Source organism: Ignavibacteriota bacterium, assembly GCA_013285405.1.
Taxonomy (GTDB): Bacteria; Bacteroidota; Ignavibacteria; order Ignavibacteriales; family Ignavibacteriaceae; genus IGN2.
Map to the genome: position 1 here is coordinate 2,018,437 of CP053446.1, position 18,221 is coordinate 2,036,657.

The 18,221-nt window shown below is 35.8% G+C and carries 16 protein-coding genes; all 16 read left to right on the forward strand.

Features of this window, described 5'->3' with window-relative positions; genetic code table 11:
- Positions 1-86: 86 nt before the first annotated feature.
- The 16 genes from HND39_08720 to HND39_08795 all read left to right on the forward strand — a co-directional run bounded on the left by HND39_08720 (position 87) and on the right by HND39_08795 (position 18,185).
- Entirely contained in the window at positions 87-1,175 is a 1,089-nt protein-coding gene (locus HND39_08720) for a branched-chain amino acid aminotransferase (GenBank protein ID QKJ96358.1), read from the forward strand.
- Positions 1,176-1,315: 140 nt separating this feature from the next.
- Complete coding sequence (lexA, locus tag HND39_08725; protein ID QKJ96359.1) at positions 1,316-1,963, forward strand: transcriptional repressor LexA; 648 nt, start codon at positions 1,316-1,318, stop codon at positions 1,961-1,963.
- An 11-nt stretch (positions 1,964-1,974) separates the two neighbouring features.
- Complete coding sequence (locus HND39_08730) at positions 1,975-2,223, forward strand: hypothetical protein (GenBank protein ID QKJ96360.1); 249 nt, start codon at positions 1,975-1,977, stop codon at positions 2,221-2,223.
- A gap of 14 nt (positions 2,224-2,237) precedes the next feature.
- Positions 2,238-2,666, forward strand: a complete 429-nt coding sequence (locus HND39_08735) for a hypothetical protein (GenBank protein ID QKJ96361.1) — start codon at positions 2,238-2,240, stop codon at positions 2,664-2,666.
- Between the two features lie 159 nt (positions 2,667-2,825).
- Complete coding sequence (locus tag HND39_08740) at positions 2,826-3,626, forward strand: isoprenyl transferase (protein ID QKJ96362.1); 801 nt, start codon at positions 2,826-2,828, stop codon at positions 3,624-3,626.
- A complete protein-coding gene (gene bamA, locus HND39_08745) occupies positions 3,613-6,114 on the forward strand; it encodes an outer membrane protein assembly factor BamA (protein ID QKJ97943.1) in 2,502 nt (833 codons plus the stop codon). Before HND39_08740 ends, bamA begins: the two co-directional genes overlap by 14 nt.
- A gap of 36 nt (positions 6,115-6,150) precedes the next feature.
- Positions 6,151-6,672: an OmpH family outer membrane protein gene (locus HND39_08750; protein QKJ96363.1), complete on the forward strand. Its 522-nt coding sequence runs from the start codon at positions 6,151-6,153 to the stop codon at positions 6,670-6,672.
- 79 nt (positions 6,673-6,751) lie between these two features.
- Positions 6,752-7,270: an OmpH family outer membrane protein gene (locus tag HND39_08755; protein ID QKJ96364.1), complete on the forward strand. Its 519-nt coding sequence runs from the start codon at positions 6,752-6,754 to the stop codon at positions 7,268-7,270.
- 4 nt (positions 7,271-7,274) lie between these two features.
- Positions 7,275-8,324 (forward strand): UDP-3-O-(3-hydroxymyristoyl)glucosamine N-acyltransferase, encoded by a 1,050-nt coding sequence (gene lpxD, locus HND39_08760; GenBank protein ID QKJ97944.1) that lies wholly within the window; start codon positions 7,275-7,277, stop codon positions 8,322-8,324.
- 103 nt (positions 8,325-8,427) lie between these two features.
- The gene (locus HND39_08765) at positions 8,428-9,846 is read left to right on the forward strand and encodes a bifunctional UDP-3-O-[3-hydroxymyristoyl] N-acetylglucosamine deacetylase/3-hydroxyacyl-ACP dehydratase (GenBank protein ID QKJ96365.1); all 1,419 of its coding nucleotides are present in this window, start codon (positions 8,428-8,430) and stop codon (positions 9,844-9,846) included.
- Between the two features lie 2 nt (positions 9,847-9,848).
- Complete coding sequence (gene lpxA / locus HND39_08770; protein QKJ96366.1) at positions 9,849-10,625, forward strand: acyl-ACP--UDP-N-acetylglucosamine O-acyltransferase; 777 nt, start codon at positions 9,849-9,851, stop codon at positions 10,623-10,625.
- Positions 10,622-11,380, forward strand: coding sequence for a hypothetical protein (locus HND39_08775; protein QKJ96367.1), 759 nt, complete (start codon positions 10,622-10,624; stop codon positions 11,378-11,380). Before lpxA ends, HND39_08775 begins: the two co-directional genes overlap by 4 nt.
- Positions 11,380-12,195: a 3-methyl-2-oxobutanoate hydroxymethyltransferase gene (gene panB, locus HND39_08780; GenBank protein ID QKJ96368.1), complete on the forward strand. Its 816-nt coding sequence runs from the start codon at positions 11,380-11,382 to the stop codon at positions 12,193-12,195. The genes HND39_08775 and panB overlap by 1 nt, the downstream gene beginning before the upstream one ends.
- A 7-nt stretch (positions 12,196-12,202) precedes the next feature.
- On the forward strand, positions 12,203-13,318 hold the full coding sequence (locus tag HND39_08785) for a hypothetical protein (GenBank protein ID QKJ96369.1): 1,116 nt from the start codon (positions 12,203-12,205) through the stop codon (positions 13,316-13,318).
- 129 nt (positions 13,319-13,447) lie between these two features.
- On the forward strand, positions 13,448-16,384 hold the full coding sequence (locus HND39_08790) for a T9SS type A sorting domain-containing protein (protein QKJ96370.1): 2,937 nt from the start codon (positions 13,448-13,450) through the stop codon (positions 16,382-16,384).
- Between the two features lie 943 nt (positions 16,385-17,327).
- Positions 17,328-18,185, forward strand: coding sequence for a T9SS type A sorting domain-containing protein (locus HND39_08795; GenBank protein ID QKJ97945.1), 858 nt, complete (start codon positions 17,328-17,330; stop codon positions 18,183-18,185).
- The last annotated feature ends 36 nt before the right edge of the window (positions 18,186-18,221 follow it).

Below are 18,221 nucleotides of genomic sequence, written 5' to 3' on the forward strand. Positions count from 1 at the left end.
AATGTGATGTTTGTCAATTTGGAGTTTAAATTCTCAACAAAATTGAGTACCATTAATTATCAATTAAGAAAATTCTGGAGTAAACAATGGAACCAATTCAATTCAATTTAAAAGAAAGAAAATACAAAGTTAACCTTCCTGAATCTCTTGGTTTCGGCAAAATTTTTACCGACCACATGTTTGAAATGGATTATAATGAAAAGAATGGTTGGCATAATCCAATTATACGACCAGTTGACGAATTACCAGTTCATCCGGCGTCAATGTTTATTCATTATGGTCAGGCTGTATTTGAAGGATTAAAAGCATTCAAACAGGATTCTGGTGATATAGTAATTTTTAGACCTGATAAACATTTTGAAAGATTAAATAATTCTTCAAGACGAATTTGTATCCCTGAGATTGATATCAACTTTGCAATTGAAGCGCTTAAAGAATTAATCAATGTCGATAAAGATTGGATTCCGATAAAGCATGGTGAAGCACTTTATATCAGACCTTTCATTTTTGGTTCTGATCCCTTTCTTGGTGTTAAGCCTGCAAAAGAATATAAATTTATTCTGTTGTTATCACCTGTTGGCGCATATTATCCCGAAGGATTTAAACCCGTAAAAATTTTAGTAACAGATGAATATGTGAGAGCAGCACCTAAGGGATTAGGTGAATGTAAAACGCCAGCTAATTATGCTGCAAGTCTTCTTGCTGGTCAGGAAGCTATTAAACGAGGATTCACTCAGGTCTTGTGGCTTGATGGAGTTTACCAGAAATACATCGAAGAAGTCGGAACGATGAACATCTTTATAAATTTTAAAGATGAAGTTGTAACACCAAAACTTAATGGAACAATCCTGCCAGGAGTTACCAGAAGATCAGTTATTGACATTCTGAAAGAATGGAAGATGAATATTGTTGAAAGAGAAATTTCAATTGATGAAGTAGTTGAAGCTTATGATACAGGTAAACTACTTGGTCTTTTTGGAACAGGAACAGCAGCTATAATTTCATCGGTTGGCTGGTTAACTTACAAAAACAAACAAATGGTTTTCAATAATGGAAAACCGGGCGAATTGGATCTGAAACTTTTTAATGAGCTCACCTCAATTCATTATGGAGAGAAGAAAGATGTTCACGGTTGGTTGATGCCAGTTGAACAAAAAGAAGTTGTTTTCTCGTAAAATCAATTATTGGGCAGAATGAAATGATTCTTCTGCCCAACTACTAAGCGATCCCCACCTCTGGTTCAATAATTTTATAAAAAGTACTTGACAAGTGGTCAAATGTGCACTATATTTGCAGTGAACAATTGAGCACTATAATGAAAAATAAATTAACAGACAGGCAAGAAGAAATACTAACTTTTATCCGACAATTCACTAATGAAGCCGGGTATCCTCCGACACTCAGGGAAATCGCCAGAAATTTTCAGATCTCTTCAACGTTTGGAGTAAAGAGACACCTTGATGCTTTGGTAAAGAAAGGGTTCATTAACATTGAAAGCAATGCAAGCAGGGGAATCTCTTTTATCAAAAAGAATGTTGATGAAACGGGGGAACTGACAGCAAGAGATGAAAATATTTTTATAAAAATTCCAATTCTCGGTCGTGTCGCAGCAGGACTTCCCATTAATGCTGTGGAAAATTTAGAGGGTTCATTAGTTGTAGATCCATCTTTTCTTAAAAAAGTTGAAGATGCGTTTGCACTTCGTGTAAAAGGAGACAGCATGATAAATGCTGGTATTAATGACAGGGATTTAGTTATTGTCTCACCAAAGGAACAGGCGAAGAATGGTGATATAGTAGTTGCCATGTTAAATGATGAGACTACAGTAAAGAAATTCGAATATATAAATAATAAAATCAGATTGATCGCAGAAAACAACTCCTACAAACCAATTGATGTAAAAACCACAGATGAATTCAGACTAATTGGGAAAGTAAAAGGTGTTGTGCGATGGTTAAATTAACAGGAGTCAAAATGAAGACAGATATTTTCATTCAAGCAATTAAAAACAGATATAATCTTCAATTTCTTTATGGTTTGGAAGAATTCAATATTGAGCCATACTACATTTCAAAGAATACTTTTGGAAGAAAAATAATTTATGGTCGGATCAAAAATACAAATGAGGTTCGCAAATTTGAATATAATAGAATTGCAAATATTCGAATTGTAAACTCATTCAGATTTTCACCGGTTATTCCATTAAACTCTTTTGCTTCCTAAGGAGATAAAAATTCATGAACACTTCAGAAAAAAAAGCAATTGATCTTCTGGTAAATGAATTCTGGCGACTTGGTTATTTTACTTTGAGCAGAAGACTTGGTACCTATCTTCCCGAACCATCAAATATTGGCAGATTCTCTGTTGATGTAATTGGAAGACTTAAAGAAAAGTATGCAATTGGAATTACTCTCACCAAAGAAGATATTTTCAATTCTGATTTAATTGAAAAGATCAACTATCTTGCTTCCAGAAAAAGTAAAGCAACTGATAAATCGATACTATTATTAATCGGCGTGCCAGATGAATACTTTAAACAAGTAAAAGAAATTTTATCCTATGTTGATGACAAGATTATAAAAAATATAAAGCTTACGAGAATCGTTGAGCATGAAGAAATTAATAAACGAAATTATAAATTGAAGCAAGAACCGATTTTCTCCTGAGATTAAATTTCCCACTATGATTATTGCCTTTCTTCCCACCTATGCAATCCTAATATTCTGAACACTGGATTTTAATTTAGTGTGTATTATTCATTTTCCTTGATTTATTAGCGAACCCGCTATAATTTTACAGGCTTCATCAATTAAATAAATTTAAGATTGGCAAGAAAAACATCACAATCTGATAAATCCCTTCAGGAGGAACTGAAGAGAAGCGGTGAAATACCTACCCATATTGCAATAATTATGGATGGAAATGGAAGATGGGCTAAAAAACGTGGATTACCACGTGTTGCCGGGCATCGAAAAGGTGTAGAGACTGTAAGAGAAATTGTAGAAGTTTGTGCTGAGATAGGAGTACAATATCTGACACTTTACACATTCTCAACAGAAAACTGGAAAAGACCCAAGGATGAGGTCTCAACATTAATGAGACTTTTACTTAAAAGTCTTAAGGATAGACTCGATGAGCTTAATAAAAATAATATAAAACTAACCTGTATTGGAAACATTGAATCTCTTCCGGACGTCGTACAGCAGCAGCTTTTTAAAGATATTGAAAGAACCAAAAATAATAAGCGAATGACATTAAATCTTGCTCTGAGCTATAGTGGTCGATGGGAACTTTTGGAAGCTGTAAAAAATATTTCAAAAAAAATTGCGGAAGGTAAAATTTCTGCTGATACTATTTCTGAAAAAACTATTTCTGATCACTTGACAACTAAAAACATACCCGATCCCGATCTTCTAATCAGAACGAGTGGAGAATTTAGAGTAAGTAATTTTCTGCTCTGGCAAATAGCTTATTCAGAATTTGTGATCCTTGATGTTTATTGGCCGGATTTTTCCAGGGAACATCTTTACAATGCTATCAGGCAATACCAAAAACGAGAGCGCAGATTTGGTAAAGTAAGCGAACAAATTATTAGCTCATCAAACGAATTACATAACAAGGATTAAACTTTTGTTGTTATATAGATCGCTAATAATTTTCTTTGTCATTTTTCTATCGATAAATTCATTCCCACAGGGAACTCAAAAGAGTTATAAAATTTTAGGTATATCTGTTGAAGGCAACAAATCTGCAGATGCTACAACGATAATTGCAAACAGCGGATTAAAAGTTGGAAGTGAGATTCAAGTACCCGGTGATCAAACTTTGAGTGCAATCAGACAACTCTGGACACTAAATATTTTTTCAGATATTCAAATTCTGATTGAAAGAGAAATTTCCGAAGGTGTTTTTCTTCTCATTAAAGTTGAAGAATATCCCCGCCTTGAAAAAGTTGTAATTGAAGGTAATGATGAAATAGATACAGAAGACATCGAGAGCAAAGTAACTTTTCTTCGAGGAACTGTAATTTCTCCGCAGTCCATCGCAAAACTAAAATTAAGAATAAAAGATCTTTATGCTGAGGAAGGATTTTTAAACGCTGAAATAAAAGATGACATTTTTGAGTTTGTCACTGCTGATACAGTTGATGATGAAATTACAGTTTACTGGAGGAATAAAAAAGATTTCTCAGATGAGTACAACTTCACCTATGAAAGCAGCGATCTGATTTACTCTAACCTTATCGAAAGAATTAAAGACAGAGTATTATTAAAATTAACCATAAATGAAGGTAACGAGGTAGTCGTACGGGAAATTGATTTTAGCGGCAATACTGTATTCGATAGTGATGAACTTGCAGGAGAAATGGAAGAAACATCTATAGCAAAATGGTGGAAGTTCTGGTCGAGTGCTCAATTCAAACCTAAAGAATTTGAAAAAGATAAACAACTTGTAGTAGATTTTTATAAGAAGAATGGTTATCGTGATGCAGAAATCCTGAGCGATTCGCTCGATTATTTTAATGACAATAAAGACTTAAAAATTCTTATCAATGTATATGAGGGACCTCAGTACATGATTAGAAATATTACGTGGGAAGGTAACACGGTCTATCCGGATTATGTACTAAATGAAAGACTCGATTTTGCAAAAGGTGATGTCTATGATTATGAAAAGTTCCAGCAAAATCTACGTGGAAACGAAGCGCAAACAGATATTTCTGCATTATATCTTGATAATGGTTACCTTACATTCAATGCACAGGCAGAAGAAAAAAGAGTAAGCACTGATTCAATTGATATTCATATTCGTGTTGAAGAACGAAATCAGTTCAGAGTTTCACGTGTTGAAATCGAAGGTAATACAAAAACGAAGGATAAAGTTATAAGAAGAGAACTTTATACTATTCCGGGAGATTATTTTAACCGCGCTTTTTTATTCAGAAGTGTTCAGCAGCTTGCCAATCTTCAATACTTCAGTGCGGAAAAATTATATGGTCCCGGAGGAATCGATACCAGGCTTGAAAGTGACAGCACAGTTGCGGTCGTTTTCAACGTGGAGGAGAAATCAAGTGATTACCTTAATGCATCAGTTGGGTATAGCGGTGCATTCGGCTTCAGCGGATCAATTGGAGTTACACTGACAAATTTTTCCATCACAGAACCTTTCTCACTTGGCGGTGGTCAGATTTTAAACTTCAATTGGCAGTTTGGCTTTGGTAATATCTACAGAACCTTTACGGTCGGTTTCACTGAACCGTGGATGTTCGACACTCCGACCTCTGCTGGTGTTGATGTATTCGATACACGTCAGCAGTATGTTTACGATTTGCGTCAGACAGGTGCTACTTTAAGAGTTGGCAGAAGATTAAAATGGCCTGACGATTTCTTTTATGTCCAGGGAAGATTCAGATACCAATATAACAATGTCATCGAAGGACAACAATATTACCAGGAAGGAGTAACGCATCAATATACTCTTGGTGCAACATTTAGCAGAAGAAATATTGATAATCCAATCTTCCCTTCACAGGGATCCTCTTATACTCTTGATTTGGAAATTTCCGGTGGACCATTTTTACCTGGTGATGTCGATTATCATAAAAACACTTTCAAAGCTGAATGGTACAAACGTCTGTTCAATACTAACAGACTGGTATTTTATACGGTTGCTGATTTTGGTTACATTGATGAAATCGTAAAAGGAACACCGATCCAGCCATTTGAATTTTTTTATATGGGTGGTAATGGTTTAGTAATTTCAACTGTATCGCTGAGAGGATATCCTGATAGAAGTGTCGGTCCGAGAAATGTTTTCGGACAAGTGATTGGCGGAAGAGTTTTTGATAAGATTGGAGCCGAACTTCGTTTTGCCGTAACACTTGAACCTATTCCGTTGTACTTGCTTACTTTTGCGGAAGCGGGAAATGTTTTTGAAAGTTTTGATAAAACAGATATTTTTGATATGAGGAGATCTGCAGGTGTGGGGGCTAGAATTTTAATCAATCCTATCGGTTTAATCGGCTTCGATTTTGGTTATGGTTTTGATCGTAAAATTGTTGATGGCAGAGACCCAGAATGGCTCTTCCATTTTCAGTTTGGTAAAGGATTTTAGTTTAACTCAATTTAAAATAACATAAGGAAACAAACTGTGAGAAATTTTCTTTTAATTGTATTCGTGCTTTTCAGCGCTTCTGTTTTTGCGCAAAATAATCAGAAAATTGGTTATGTGGATTCTCAGGTAATACTAACTCAACTTCCGGAAGCAATTAAAGCACAAAGTGATCTTGATGCATTAACAAAAATTTGGTCTGATCAGCTTGATTCGATGACGCTCGGATATCAACAATTACTCACTGACTATCAGAAGCAAGCAGCTACTATGACCGACGAGCAGAAGTTATCTAAACAACAGGAACTTATCGCAATGGAACAAAATATTCTTGGTTTCAGAAATAAGAAATTCGGTCAGCCAAACGGAGAAATTTACCTTAAGCAGGAAGAAATTTTTGAACCCGTTAAAAGAAAAATATATGCTGGAATTGAACAGGTTGCAAAGAGTGAAGGTATGCAGTTTGTGTTTGATAAAAGCGGAGATATCGTTCTTTTGTACGCTGATGCTGCATTCGACATTACCTTTAAGGTTCTTGACAACCTTAAAAGGGGCAAATAATTTCATTTATTTTAATAACCAGGTTCTTTCTTTTTGTGGAAGAACCTGTAATTAAAAATTTTAACTCCACGGAGTCACTATGAAATTGATTCTCTTCTCATTGTTTTTATTCTTACCATTTTACTCATTCGTAAGCCTTGCTCAATTAAAAATCGGATATGTTGATTCTGATACGATCATGGATAATTATCCGGATATACAGGATGCACGACAACAGCTTGATGCTCTTGTGCAGGAGTGGCAAACTGAAGTAAGAAAAATGGAATCCGACCTCAAAGTAAAGCAGGATGATTACGAAAAAAGAAAACTGATAATGACTGAACAAACAAGCTCGGAAGCTTTAGCAGAAATTACCAAACTGCAAAAAGAAATTTCTGATTACCGTGATAAAAAATTCGGAGCGAACGGAGAACTCTTCCAAAAACAAAATGATGTGATGAAACCAATTCAGAATAAAATATTCACCATCATTCAGCAAATTGCATCAGAAGAAAATCTGGATTTTGTTTTTGACAGAAGTGGGGATATCCTTTTCCTTTTTGCAAAACCTGAGTATGACCTGACAGCAAAAGTTATTGAAAGATTAAAACTTGAGTAAAAATATCAACATCAAACTTTCGGAAATTGCTAAACTAATCAATGGTAAAATTATTGGCAATCCAGACTTACGTATCAATTCTCTCGCACGAATTGATGAAGCAGGCAAAGAAGACCTGACATTTTTATATCTTCCTGCGTTTGAAAAATTTCTGTCAACCACAAATGCTGCGGCAATTATCGTTAAAAAAGATTTCGACAAAATCCGTAATGATATTACATACATTGAAGTGGATGCACCTGAGAAAGCTTTCGCTGCTGTTCTATTAAAATTCTTTGCACCAGTTTTTGAACTTAACGGTATTGATAAAAGTGCTTTTATCCATGAAACAACATCACTTGGTGAAAACGTAGCCATCGGCAGAAATGTTGTAATTGGAACAAACTGCAAACTGGGGAATAACGTAAAAGTTTTTCATAATTCAGTTATCCTTAATAATGTTGAAATTGGTGATGATACTTTAATCTTTCAGAATGTAAGCATCAGGGAAGATTGTGTAATTGGAAAGAAGGTGATCATTCACGCCGGGGCTGTAATTGGATCGGATGGTTTTGGATATCAGAAAGATGAAAATAACACTTATACAAAGGTTCCTCAAATCGGTAATGTAATTTTGGAGGATGATGTTGAAATTGGTGCTAACACAACTATCGACAGAGCTGCGCTTGGAAGTACAATTATCAGAAAAGGAGTGAAGATTGATAACCTTGTGCAAATCGCGCACAATGTTACTATTGGAAATAACACCGTGATGTCAGCACAAAGCGGAGTTTCGGGAAGCGTAAAAATTGGAAGCAATGTTATTGTTGCAGGTCAGGTGGGAATTGCAGGTCATCTTGAAATCACAGACAACGTCATACTGATGGCACAGTCAGGTGTACCTAAAACTATTTCTAAACCAGGACTATATTTTGGTTATCCGGCAAAAGAAGCAAAGAAGGCTAAAATACTTGAAGCACATTACAGAAATTTTCCTGAATATGCAGAACGAATTAAAAAATTAGAAGAAGAAATCAAACATCTTAAAGAACTTCTTCTACCAAAAGATTCGTGATCTGATTGGGCGTTGAACGTTAGCTTTTATTGGAATTCATGCCCTATCTTACTAATTTTCACATCAATTAATACATTCAAATCGTAAACAAATCGGATTTTCAATGTTAGAGCAGCAAAGAACTATTATCAAACCTGTAACTATAACAGGAATCGGGCTTCATACCGGAACAGAATGTAAACTTACCTTTAAACCAGCACCCGAAAATCACGGAATTAAATTTGTCAGAACTGATCTTGGAGGAAGACCGGAAATCCCTGCAATTGCTGAAAATGTTGTTGATGTATCCAGAGGAACAACTATCGGAATTGGTGAGGCAAAAGTTCACACAGTCGAACACGTATTAGCAGCAATTATGGGTTTGCAAATTGATAATATTATAATAGAAGTTGAAGGGATTGAACCACCGGTTGGTGATGGTAGTTCACTTCCTTTTGTTGAAGTTTTACAAAGTGCAGGTTTTGAACAGCAGGAAGCACCAAAAGATTATCTGGTAATTGATCAAACAATTATGCATCACGAAGATGACAGACAGGTTGATATTGTTGCTTTACCTCTTGATGATTATCGAGTTACTGTTATGGTAGATTATCAGAATGCTGCTTTGGGAAGTCAGCACACTGGTTTATTTGATTTTGAAAAAGAATTTGCGACAGAGTTTGCACCAGCAAGAACTTTTTGTTTTCTTAGTGAAGTTGAAGCACTTGCAGATCAGGGATTGATTAAAGGTGGAGATATTGATAATGCCGTAGTGATTGTTGATAACAAACTAAACGAAAAACAGCTTTCAGAATTAGGAAAAAAAATTGGTGTGAAAAATAATTTTGTGTTAGGTGAAAACGGAATTCTTAATAATAAACAATTACGTTTTAAAAATGAACCTGTCAGACATAAATTGCTTGACCTGATTGGAGATCTTGCACTTATCGGTGCACCACTTAAAGCACAGATACTTGCTGCACGTCCCGGACACAAAGCTAATGTTGAATTTGCAAAACAGGTCAGAAAACTTTATCAGCAGAAGAAACTTGTAAAGAAATTTCAGGTTGTAAAGAAAGAAGGTATCGTATTCGATGCAAATGCAATTGAACGAATACTGCCGCACAGATATCCATTCCTTCTTGTTGACAAAATCATTCAGCTTGAAGTAGATAAAAAAGTGATCGGGGTCAAATCAGTAACTACAAATGAACCTTTCTTCCCCGGACATTTTCCCGGTAATCCAATAATGCCAGGTGTTTTAATAATTGAAGCTATGGCTCAAACAGGAGGAATTCTCTTGCTTGGCTCTATTCAAAATCCTGAAAATCATCTGGTCTTATTTATGCAAATTAATAATGCAAAGTTCAGAAAACCTGTTGTTCCGGGTGATCAGTTGTTCATGGAAGTCGAGCTTGTTCAGAAAAAAAGTAAAGTTATTCTAATGAGAGGGAAAGCTTATGTTAATGAGGTTCTTGTTGCTGAAGCTGATTTTATGGCTGGTGTTGTGGACAAACCAAAGACTAATAATCTTTCAGTATAAATATGAAAAATATCCATCCTACTGCAATTGTTGATCCCAGATCTAAATTGGGAAATAATTTATCTGTTGGTCCATACGCAATTATCGAAGCCGATGTTGAAATCGGAGATGATTGTTCGGTTGGTCCTCATGCCGTTATCTATAATGGTGCAAGAATTGGTAATCGTGTTAAGATCTTTCAAGGTGCTTCTATTGCAAATTTGCCACAGGACTTAAAATTTTCTGGTGAACCAACTCTTTTTAATGTTGGTGACAATACAGTTATAAGAGAATTTGCGACACTTCACAGAGGTACCAAGGAAACAGGTAAATCCCAGGTTGGAAAAAATTGTTTGTTGATGGCTTATGCTCATGTTGCACACGATTGTGTTGTAGGAGATAATTGTATTATTGCAAATGCAGTTCAGATTGGCGGTCATGCTCAAATAGATGATTGGGTAATTATCGGTGGATCAACACCTGTTCATCAATTTTCACTCATCGGTGAGCATTCCATGGTGGCTGGTGGAATACGTATTACACAGGATGTTCCACCATTTATATTGACTGCACATTTCCCTGCAGATTATGCTGGATTGAATGTAATTGGATTGAGAAGAAGAGGCTTTAAACCAGAAGATATTCAGATTCTAAAGGATGCTTATGGACATATCTACAGCAAGTCACTTAATGTTTCGCAGGCAGTTGAAGTAATAAAAGAAAAATATGGGGATAATATTTATGTGCAAAAAATTATAAATTTTCTGAGCAAAAGTAAAAGAGGAATTGTTGGGAAATGACCTGGCAATTCATAAACACACTTACAAATACAGGTTCCTTTAATATGGAATTTGATTTAGAACTTGTCAGGAATTTTTCGGGGATACCTGTGTTAAGAGTTTACCAATGGGAACCATCCTGCATTTCACTCGGTGCTAACCAGGATATCAGTTCCATAAATCAAAAAAAAATATCCGATGATGGTTTTGATTTTGTAAAGAGACCGACTGGTGGAAGAGCAATTCTTCATTCTGAAGAACTAACATATTCAGTTGTTTATCCTGTTTCAGATGATAAAACGCCAAAACATCTTTATCGTGAAATTAATCTTGCACTGAGGAAAGGTTTAATTCATTATAATGCTGAACTAGAAAAAATTGAGCTCGAACATTTACAACCTCATTTCCCGTCTATTTACAAAGATTCAAAAAGTGCACTTTGCTTTGCTGTATCCGCAATGAATGAACTTAATTATCTTGGGAAAAAAATTGTTGGAAGTGCGCAGCGCAAAATTGGCAGCGTAATACTTCAACACGGATCAATTTTATGTGGTAATTTCCACAAACGGATAATTAATTATCTGACTCTTCCAGCAAATAAAATAGAAGAAATAAGTTTGGAAATTGAACAGACAACTACTGAATTGGAAACGATACTTGGTGAAGAGACACACTATCAGAATTTAGCTTTGTCGATTAAAAATGGATTTGAAAATCACTTTAATATTACATTCGTAGAAAAAATATTTACTGAAAGCATTTCACAGGTAAATTAATGTCAGCAGAAAAAGAAATTAAAAAAGTTACTACGAAAGCTCTCGAAATTTTAAAGAAGAAGAAACTCAGGATTACCGCGCTTACTGCTTACGATTTTATTACGGCAAAAATTCTTGACGAAGCAGGAATTGATATTATTCTTGTGGGCGATTCTTTAAGTAATGTTTTCCAGGGCAATGAAACCACGCTGCCGGTTACGATGGACGAAATGATCTATCACACTAAAGCTGTAACTAAAGGAGTCAATCGTGCAATGGTGGTTGTTGATATGCCTTTTATGTCCTATCAGCTTGGTGCTGATGATGGTTTCAGGAATGCAGGGAGAATTTTAAAAGAAACTCATGCTGCGGCAGTTAAACTCGAAGGTGGAAAACGTGTTGCAGAAACCGTTCGAAAAATAACTGAGAATGGAATACCTGTGATGGGACATATTGGTTTAACACCGCAAAGCATTCACCAATTCGGAAGTTATAAAGAACGTGGCACCACCAAAAAAGAAGCCGACGAAATTTTTCAAGATGCAAAGATTCTGGAAGATGCTGGTGCGTTCGCGGTGGTTCTTGAAAAAATTCCCGCATCACTCGCAAAAAAAATCACATCCTCGTTATCGATTCCTACAATCGGAATTGGTGCTGGAAAATATTGTGACGGACAAATTCTCGTTACTCCAGATATGCTTGCATTAAATGTTGATTTTCATCCAAGATTTGTCAGACATTATTCAAATCTGGCTGAAGAAATGAATAAAGCAGTAACCGAATATATTTCAGATGTAAAAAAAGGCAGCTTCCCGTCGGTAGATGAAAGTTATTAGTTCGAATATGGATTTCCTTATTAGAGCATTCCAAAATAAAACTTCAGTATTTATTTGTGTAATTATCCTTTTCTTTTTTGTATCGCTTGAAATTTTTTCACAGGTGCAGTCAGAAGTTTTTCTTAAAGGTGCTGCAATTACAGATATCGCTGAAGAAGAAGGATATCTCTGGGTTTCAACTTACGGGCAGGGAATCTATCGTTACGCAATTGCGGAAAGCAAGTGGACCAACTTTTCAACTAAAAGCGGAAATCTGAGTGATGATCTTTTCTATGCAATAGAGGTGAGTCAGAATTTTGTCTGGGCTGCTTCAGTGGAAGGCTTGTTCACTTTTACTAAAAAAGCAAATCGTTGGGATAAAAGAAAATTTGCTCAAGGTGGTGAATTCGGAAACTGGATTCGTTCTCTCAAATTTGATCCATCGCAGAATGTTTTATGGATTGGAAGGTTCCGAAACATTACAAGGTTTGATCTTAAAACCAGAAGCTATGAGGACATTAATCGGATACAGGGGAATGATCAAAAATCAAATACCATAAAATCAATTGAACTGGACGGAGACAGCCTGATCTGGTTCGGAACAGAATCGGGTGTTCACATCTTCAATAAAAAAAAGAAATACTCTGATCTAAAGGCATGGAGATATTTTTCTAACAAAGACAAAGCTTTTAAAGAAGAAGGTAAAACAGTTTCGGTTTCAAAAATTCTCTTTGAAGGAAAAAATATCTGGTTTGGAACCGATGAGTTTATCACCGCTGAAGAACCTGATTTTAATCTTGGCGGGATTTATATCTATGACAGAAAAATTAATTGGGACAGGATTTACAAACGTGATGGACTCGGTGGTAACGGAATTTATTCGCTTTGCAGAATTGGTAATTACATCTGGGCGGGTGTTTATGAATTTGACAAACAAAAAAAAGTTGAATACGGAAAAGGACTTTTTATCATAAACAGAATTACACGACAGGTTATACCTGTTGATCTGAATGAATTGAACATCACATCATCATCTATTTTATCTTTTCATTTTGACGGAACTTATCTCTGGATAGGAACCGGCGAAGGTTTGGTAAGACTAAAAATTGATAATAGACTTGCTGTTTGGCCCAAAACCAAATAAATCCCCATCAATATTGAACCAATAAATTCTGGTATAAATTTATCCCAGTATTTCTTTCAACAGTTGGTTTACTCTGACAATTTAATTTCTTAAGTTTAAAGTAATCAGGGAAAAAATTAAGGATGCATTATGAAAATTATATGCAAATTCTTACTGGCACTTTGGGTTTATCTGCCTGTCTTCGCACAAATAACGGAAATATCAAAACTTCCCGTTCAGGACAATTCACAATCAATTAATGAATCAGCTCTGGTCTGGCTTACAGAAAATGAAATGATCATTTTCTTTGTAAACGAAACGCAGGATACAATTTTCTCAACAAGAAGCACTAACCGGGGTGCTGCTTGGCAGGTACCTGAAATTGTTCAGGATATAAATCTATTATCATTCCAAGATGCCATTTACCTCACTACACTTCAAACCTCATCAGGGAGAATATTGCTTGTTTGGAGTATTAGAAGTGAAACAATGAAATTAATATATTCTGATGATAAAGGTTTGACATGGTCATCTCCAATAGATATTTTAGGTGGGGGCTACCCATTATTTCAAAAAAACTCTTCTTATCTTAATCTTACACTGTGGACTAACAATGAAATATGTCTGAGTTTTTACAGTCCTCAAGACGGCAGTTATTATAAATTAAGTTTTGACGATGGATTGACTTGGAGTACAGATGCATTTGAATTCCCAAGACCACCTCAATTCAGGTCATTGGATCTTACAATCATTTCTATTAGCTCAGATACTTTGATAGGTATATACGAAAAAGCAATTAACGAGTTCAATGGTATCTTTTACAGATTGAGTACAGACCATGGACTCAGCTGGTCTGATCCTTTTGTTATTGCTGATGAGGTTTATCATGAAACAAGACCAAAAGTTTCAATATTAGATAATGGAAACATTATGGTTGTTTATCAGAGAGACAAAGTTAAAGTTGCAACTAACTACGGCGAAAAGGATATTTACTTCAAAGTGAGCAGTGATAATGGAATCTCATGGTCTGAGGAAAATAAATTTACGAAGTATATTGGCGAGGATAACTCACACAGCGTTTCAACACTTAACAATAAAACATTTATTTCGTTTGCTACTGAAAGATATTCAGAAATTGTTCCTGCAGAATATCATTATAATTTAGCGTATGGTGTTATCCAAGAGTCTCAAGATAAATTTACACCACCAAAAGTTTATTACGCATATGCACCACCTGAACTGAAAGATTTAGTGAATGAAACTTTTGTTTATCAACTTACTGTTATTGATGACGAAGCAGTTAAGTCAGTAGAAGTAATGTTAGAAGATTCAGTTTATATCGGAGAGGCTTTTGATGATGGGCTGCACAATGATGGAGCAGCAAATGATTCTGTCTTTGCAAACACTTTTCCATTGCTTAACCCCAGATATATTTATGGATATAATTTCAATGTAAATAAAATTGAACTGCCAATGAACAATGCCGGACTTCTGGCTGATATTATGATAAGGTATGGTATTGAAGCAACGGTGATTCCATCTGATTATGGAGAAAATAAGTCAGCTTACAAAAACGATATTTCATTTAGCGGAACAAGTTCATTAGGAAAGTATGACGATGTAGGTTTTCTCTTCTCATCTGGTTTCTTTCTATCGGGCTATACTAATGGATCTAAGTGGGCTAACGCCGTAGCATCAGCATCTCTGGTAGAAGATTATTTAGCTGGAACAGTTGGTTCTGATCCGGAAGACCCGCTTTTTGGAATTTATGTTGTTAAAAGAGATGATATACCTTTTAGTTTGTCCTGGCAGGACTGGCAAAATGCGGTTTCACTGGGTGCAGAATTTTATGACGGGGATGCAGATGGTGTCTATAATCCTATTGATAAAAATTTTAATGGGACCTGGGATTTGAATGAGGATATGCCGCCATTGATTGGAGATGTAATTGCATGGTGTGTTTATAATGATGGACTTCCGGCAAATCAACGCAGATGGCAATCAGAACCACAAGGAATAGAAATAAGGCAAACGCTTTTTGCAGTAAATGATCCGGCATTAGAGAATGTTATTTTCATTAAATACAATATTCTGAATACGGGTTCGGCAGCTCAATTGATGGATTCAGTTTATTTCGGAATTTGGGAAGATGGTGATGTTGGTGATGCAACTGATGACATGGTTGGCTGCGACACTTTGCTTCAATCTGGTTTCTATTATTCAAATGTACCTGACTGGGAGTATGGTGAAAATCCGCCATCGTTTTTTACTACGCTTTTACAGGGACCAATAATCAAAACAAATAATCCGGCAGATACAGCTTATAATTTTTATGGAGAATTAATAGGAAGAGAAAATTCTGTTGAAGCTAAAAATCTTAATATAACTTCGAGCATCTTTCACTTAGGAGGTGTCGTAGTGGCAGGTGATCCTAATGATGCAAATGAGGCAAGAAATTATTTGGAAGGAAAAACCCGTGTCGGAAATTATCCTAATCCCTGTACATTCCCATTTTGCCAGGTAAGGGGAGGAGTAGATTGTCAGCAGGTCAATCCGTACTTTTGGGCATCTGGAGACCCAATCACGGATGTTGGCTGGATTGATACGCAAAATAGAGACCATAGAAATTTAGTAAGTACCGGTCCATTCAAATTAGAAAAAGATAACCCACAGGAAATAATTATTGCTTATGTAATTGGCAGAGGAACTGATCCGCTTAACTCAATAACTGTTGCAAGAGAAAATGTTCAGCGAGCAATTGAAGAATATGAAAGCAACTTTGCAACTATGACTTACACACCACCACCTGCAACAAATCCGGTTACGAGTTATGTGCTTTATCAGAATTATCCAAATCCATTCAACCCAAATACGACAATAAGATACGAACTCCCGCAGGATGGGCAAGTTACAATAGAAATATTTGATATACTTGGTCAAAAAGTTAAAACAATATTAAACGAATTTAAGAAAGCTGACAGGTACGAAGTAACTTTCAGTTCAACAGGACTGGCAAGCGGAGTTTACATTTATCAATTGAGAGTGAATGATTTCATCACAAGTAAAAAAATGATTGTGTTGAGATAAAAGTAATCAATAAATATTATTAAGAATGGAGGAAGAAATGAAAACAACGATTTTCAAAAAAGAAATTCTTTTCTGGTTCTTCCTGATTTTCCTGATTGGCTATTCAGGAACTTTCAGCCAGAATGTTGGTTCAGCAACATACATACAGGTAAATGATATTTATCTGCCATTCAACAACAAAGGAATTATAGCAGATGTGAATGTTCCACCGCTTGGCTCGACAGGTCAATTTGCAGGCGGCACTTTTTTATTTTCTTCTGGTTTTTGGCTGAGTGGTTACTCAAATGATTCTCTCTGGGCTAATGGAGTCGCATCTGCTTCACTTGTAGAAGATTATGTTGCAGGAACAGTTGGAATGAACCCAAACGACCCTAAAGCATCGATCTATAAATTAACCTCATCTGATATTCCATTCGGACAAAGTTGGCAGGATTGGATTGATGCTGTTGATCTTGGCGCAGATTTTTATGATGGGAACGAAGATGGTATTTACAATCCTGTTGACCTCAACGGAAACAACCAGTGGGATCCTGATGAGGACAAGCCTGATTTAATTTTGGATGAAACATATTGGTGTGTTTTCAACGATGGACTTCCTGCAAACCAGAGAAGATGGGAAGAAGAACCTTTTGGTATTGAGATAAAACAAACAATTTTTGCTGAAGCTTCTTCAGGTGCAACTAATAATCTAGTATTTGTCAGATATAGAATTAAAAATACCGGGGCGGTTGCAGATACATTAAAAGAAGTTTATTTCAGTATGCAGGCTGATGCAGATGTCGGAGATCCAACTGACGATCTTTATGGATGTGATACTACCAGACAAGCAACTTACTATTACAATAATTCGATCGATCAGGTTTATGGTAATCAGGTCCCTTCATTTATGATGGATATGTTGACTGGACCTGTAGCTTATATTCCTGGTGAAACTTTTATTGATATGAACGGAAATAATATTTATGAAAATGGAGTGGATACTCCTTTAGATACAGCAGTTAATTATCTCGGACCAATTGGTATCACAATTTATCCTGGGGCAAAAAATTTAATTTTAAACTCGGCAGTTTGTCAATTTGGTGGTGACCCTGTTGTAAGAGAACCTGCAAACATTACTGAAGTGCGAAACTATATCTTCGGATTAACCGCAACCGGAACAATTGTAAATCCTTGTACGTTTGCGTATGGGCAGGTAGTTGGAATTCCCTGTAATCAGGTAAACCCATATTTCTGGTTTTCAGGTGATCCGGTTGCAAACATAGGATGGATTTCAACTGATGAGCGTGATGTTCGTGGGAATGGAACAACAGGTCCATTCATTTTAGTGACAAATCAAGAAGTCGAGATACTAATTGCGTACGAAGTGGACAACAGCATAACACCGCTTGGCGGAATAACTGCAGTAAGATCAATCTCAGATGAAGTACAAACTTTTTATGAAAATAATTTTGGTTACCCAATTGTTTCTGTTGATGATGAGCAAGAAATAGTTTCTGAATTCAGGCTTGAACAAAACTATCCAAATCCATTTAATCCAAACACAAAAATAAAATTTACTATCCCAAATGTCATTGCGATCCGGCAATTGCCGGAGAAGCAATCTCAGTTAGTTACTTTGAAAATTTACGATATTCTCGGTAACGAAATTGCAACTTTGGTTAATGACGAACTTTCACCGGGAGAGTATGAAGTTGAATTTAATACATCATCCATCAAACATCTTCCATCTTCCGGAATTTATTTTTATACTTTGAAAGCTGGTGATTTCGTTCAGACGAAGAAAATGATTCTACTCAAATAAAAATCATTTTTAATAATATCCATTAATATAAATGGA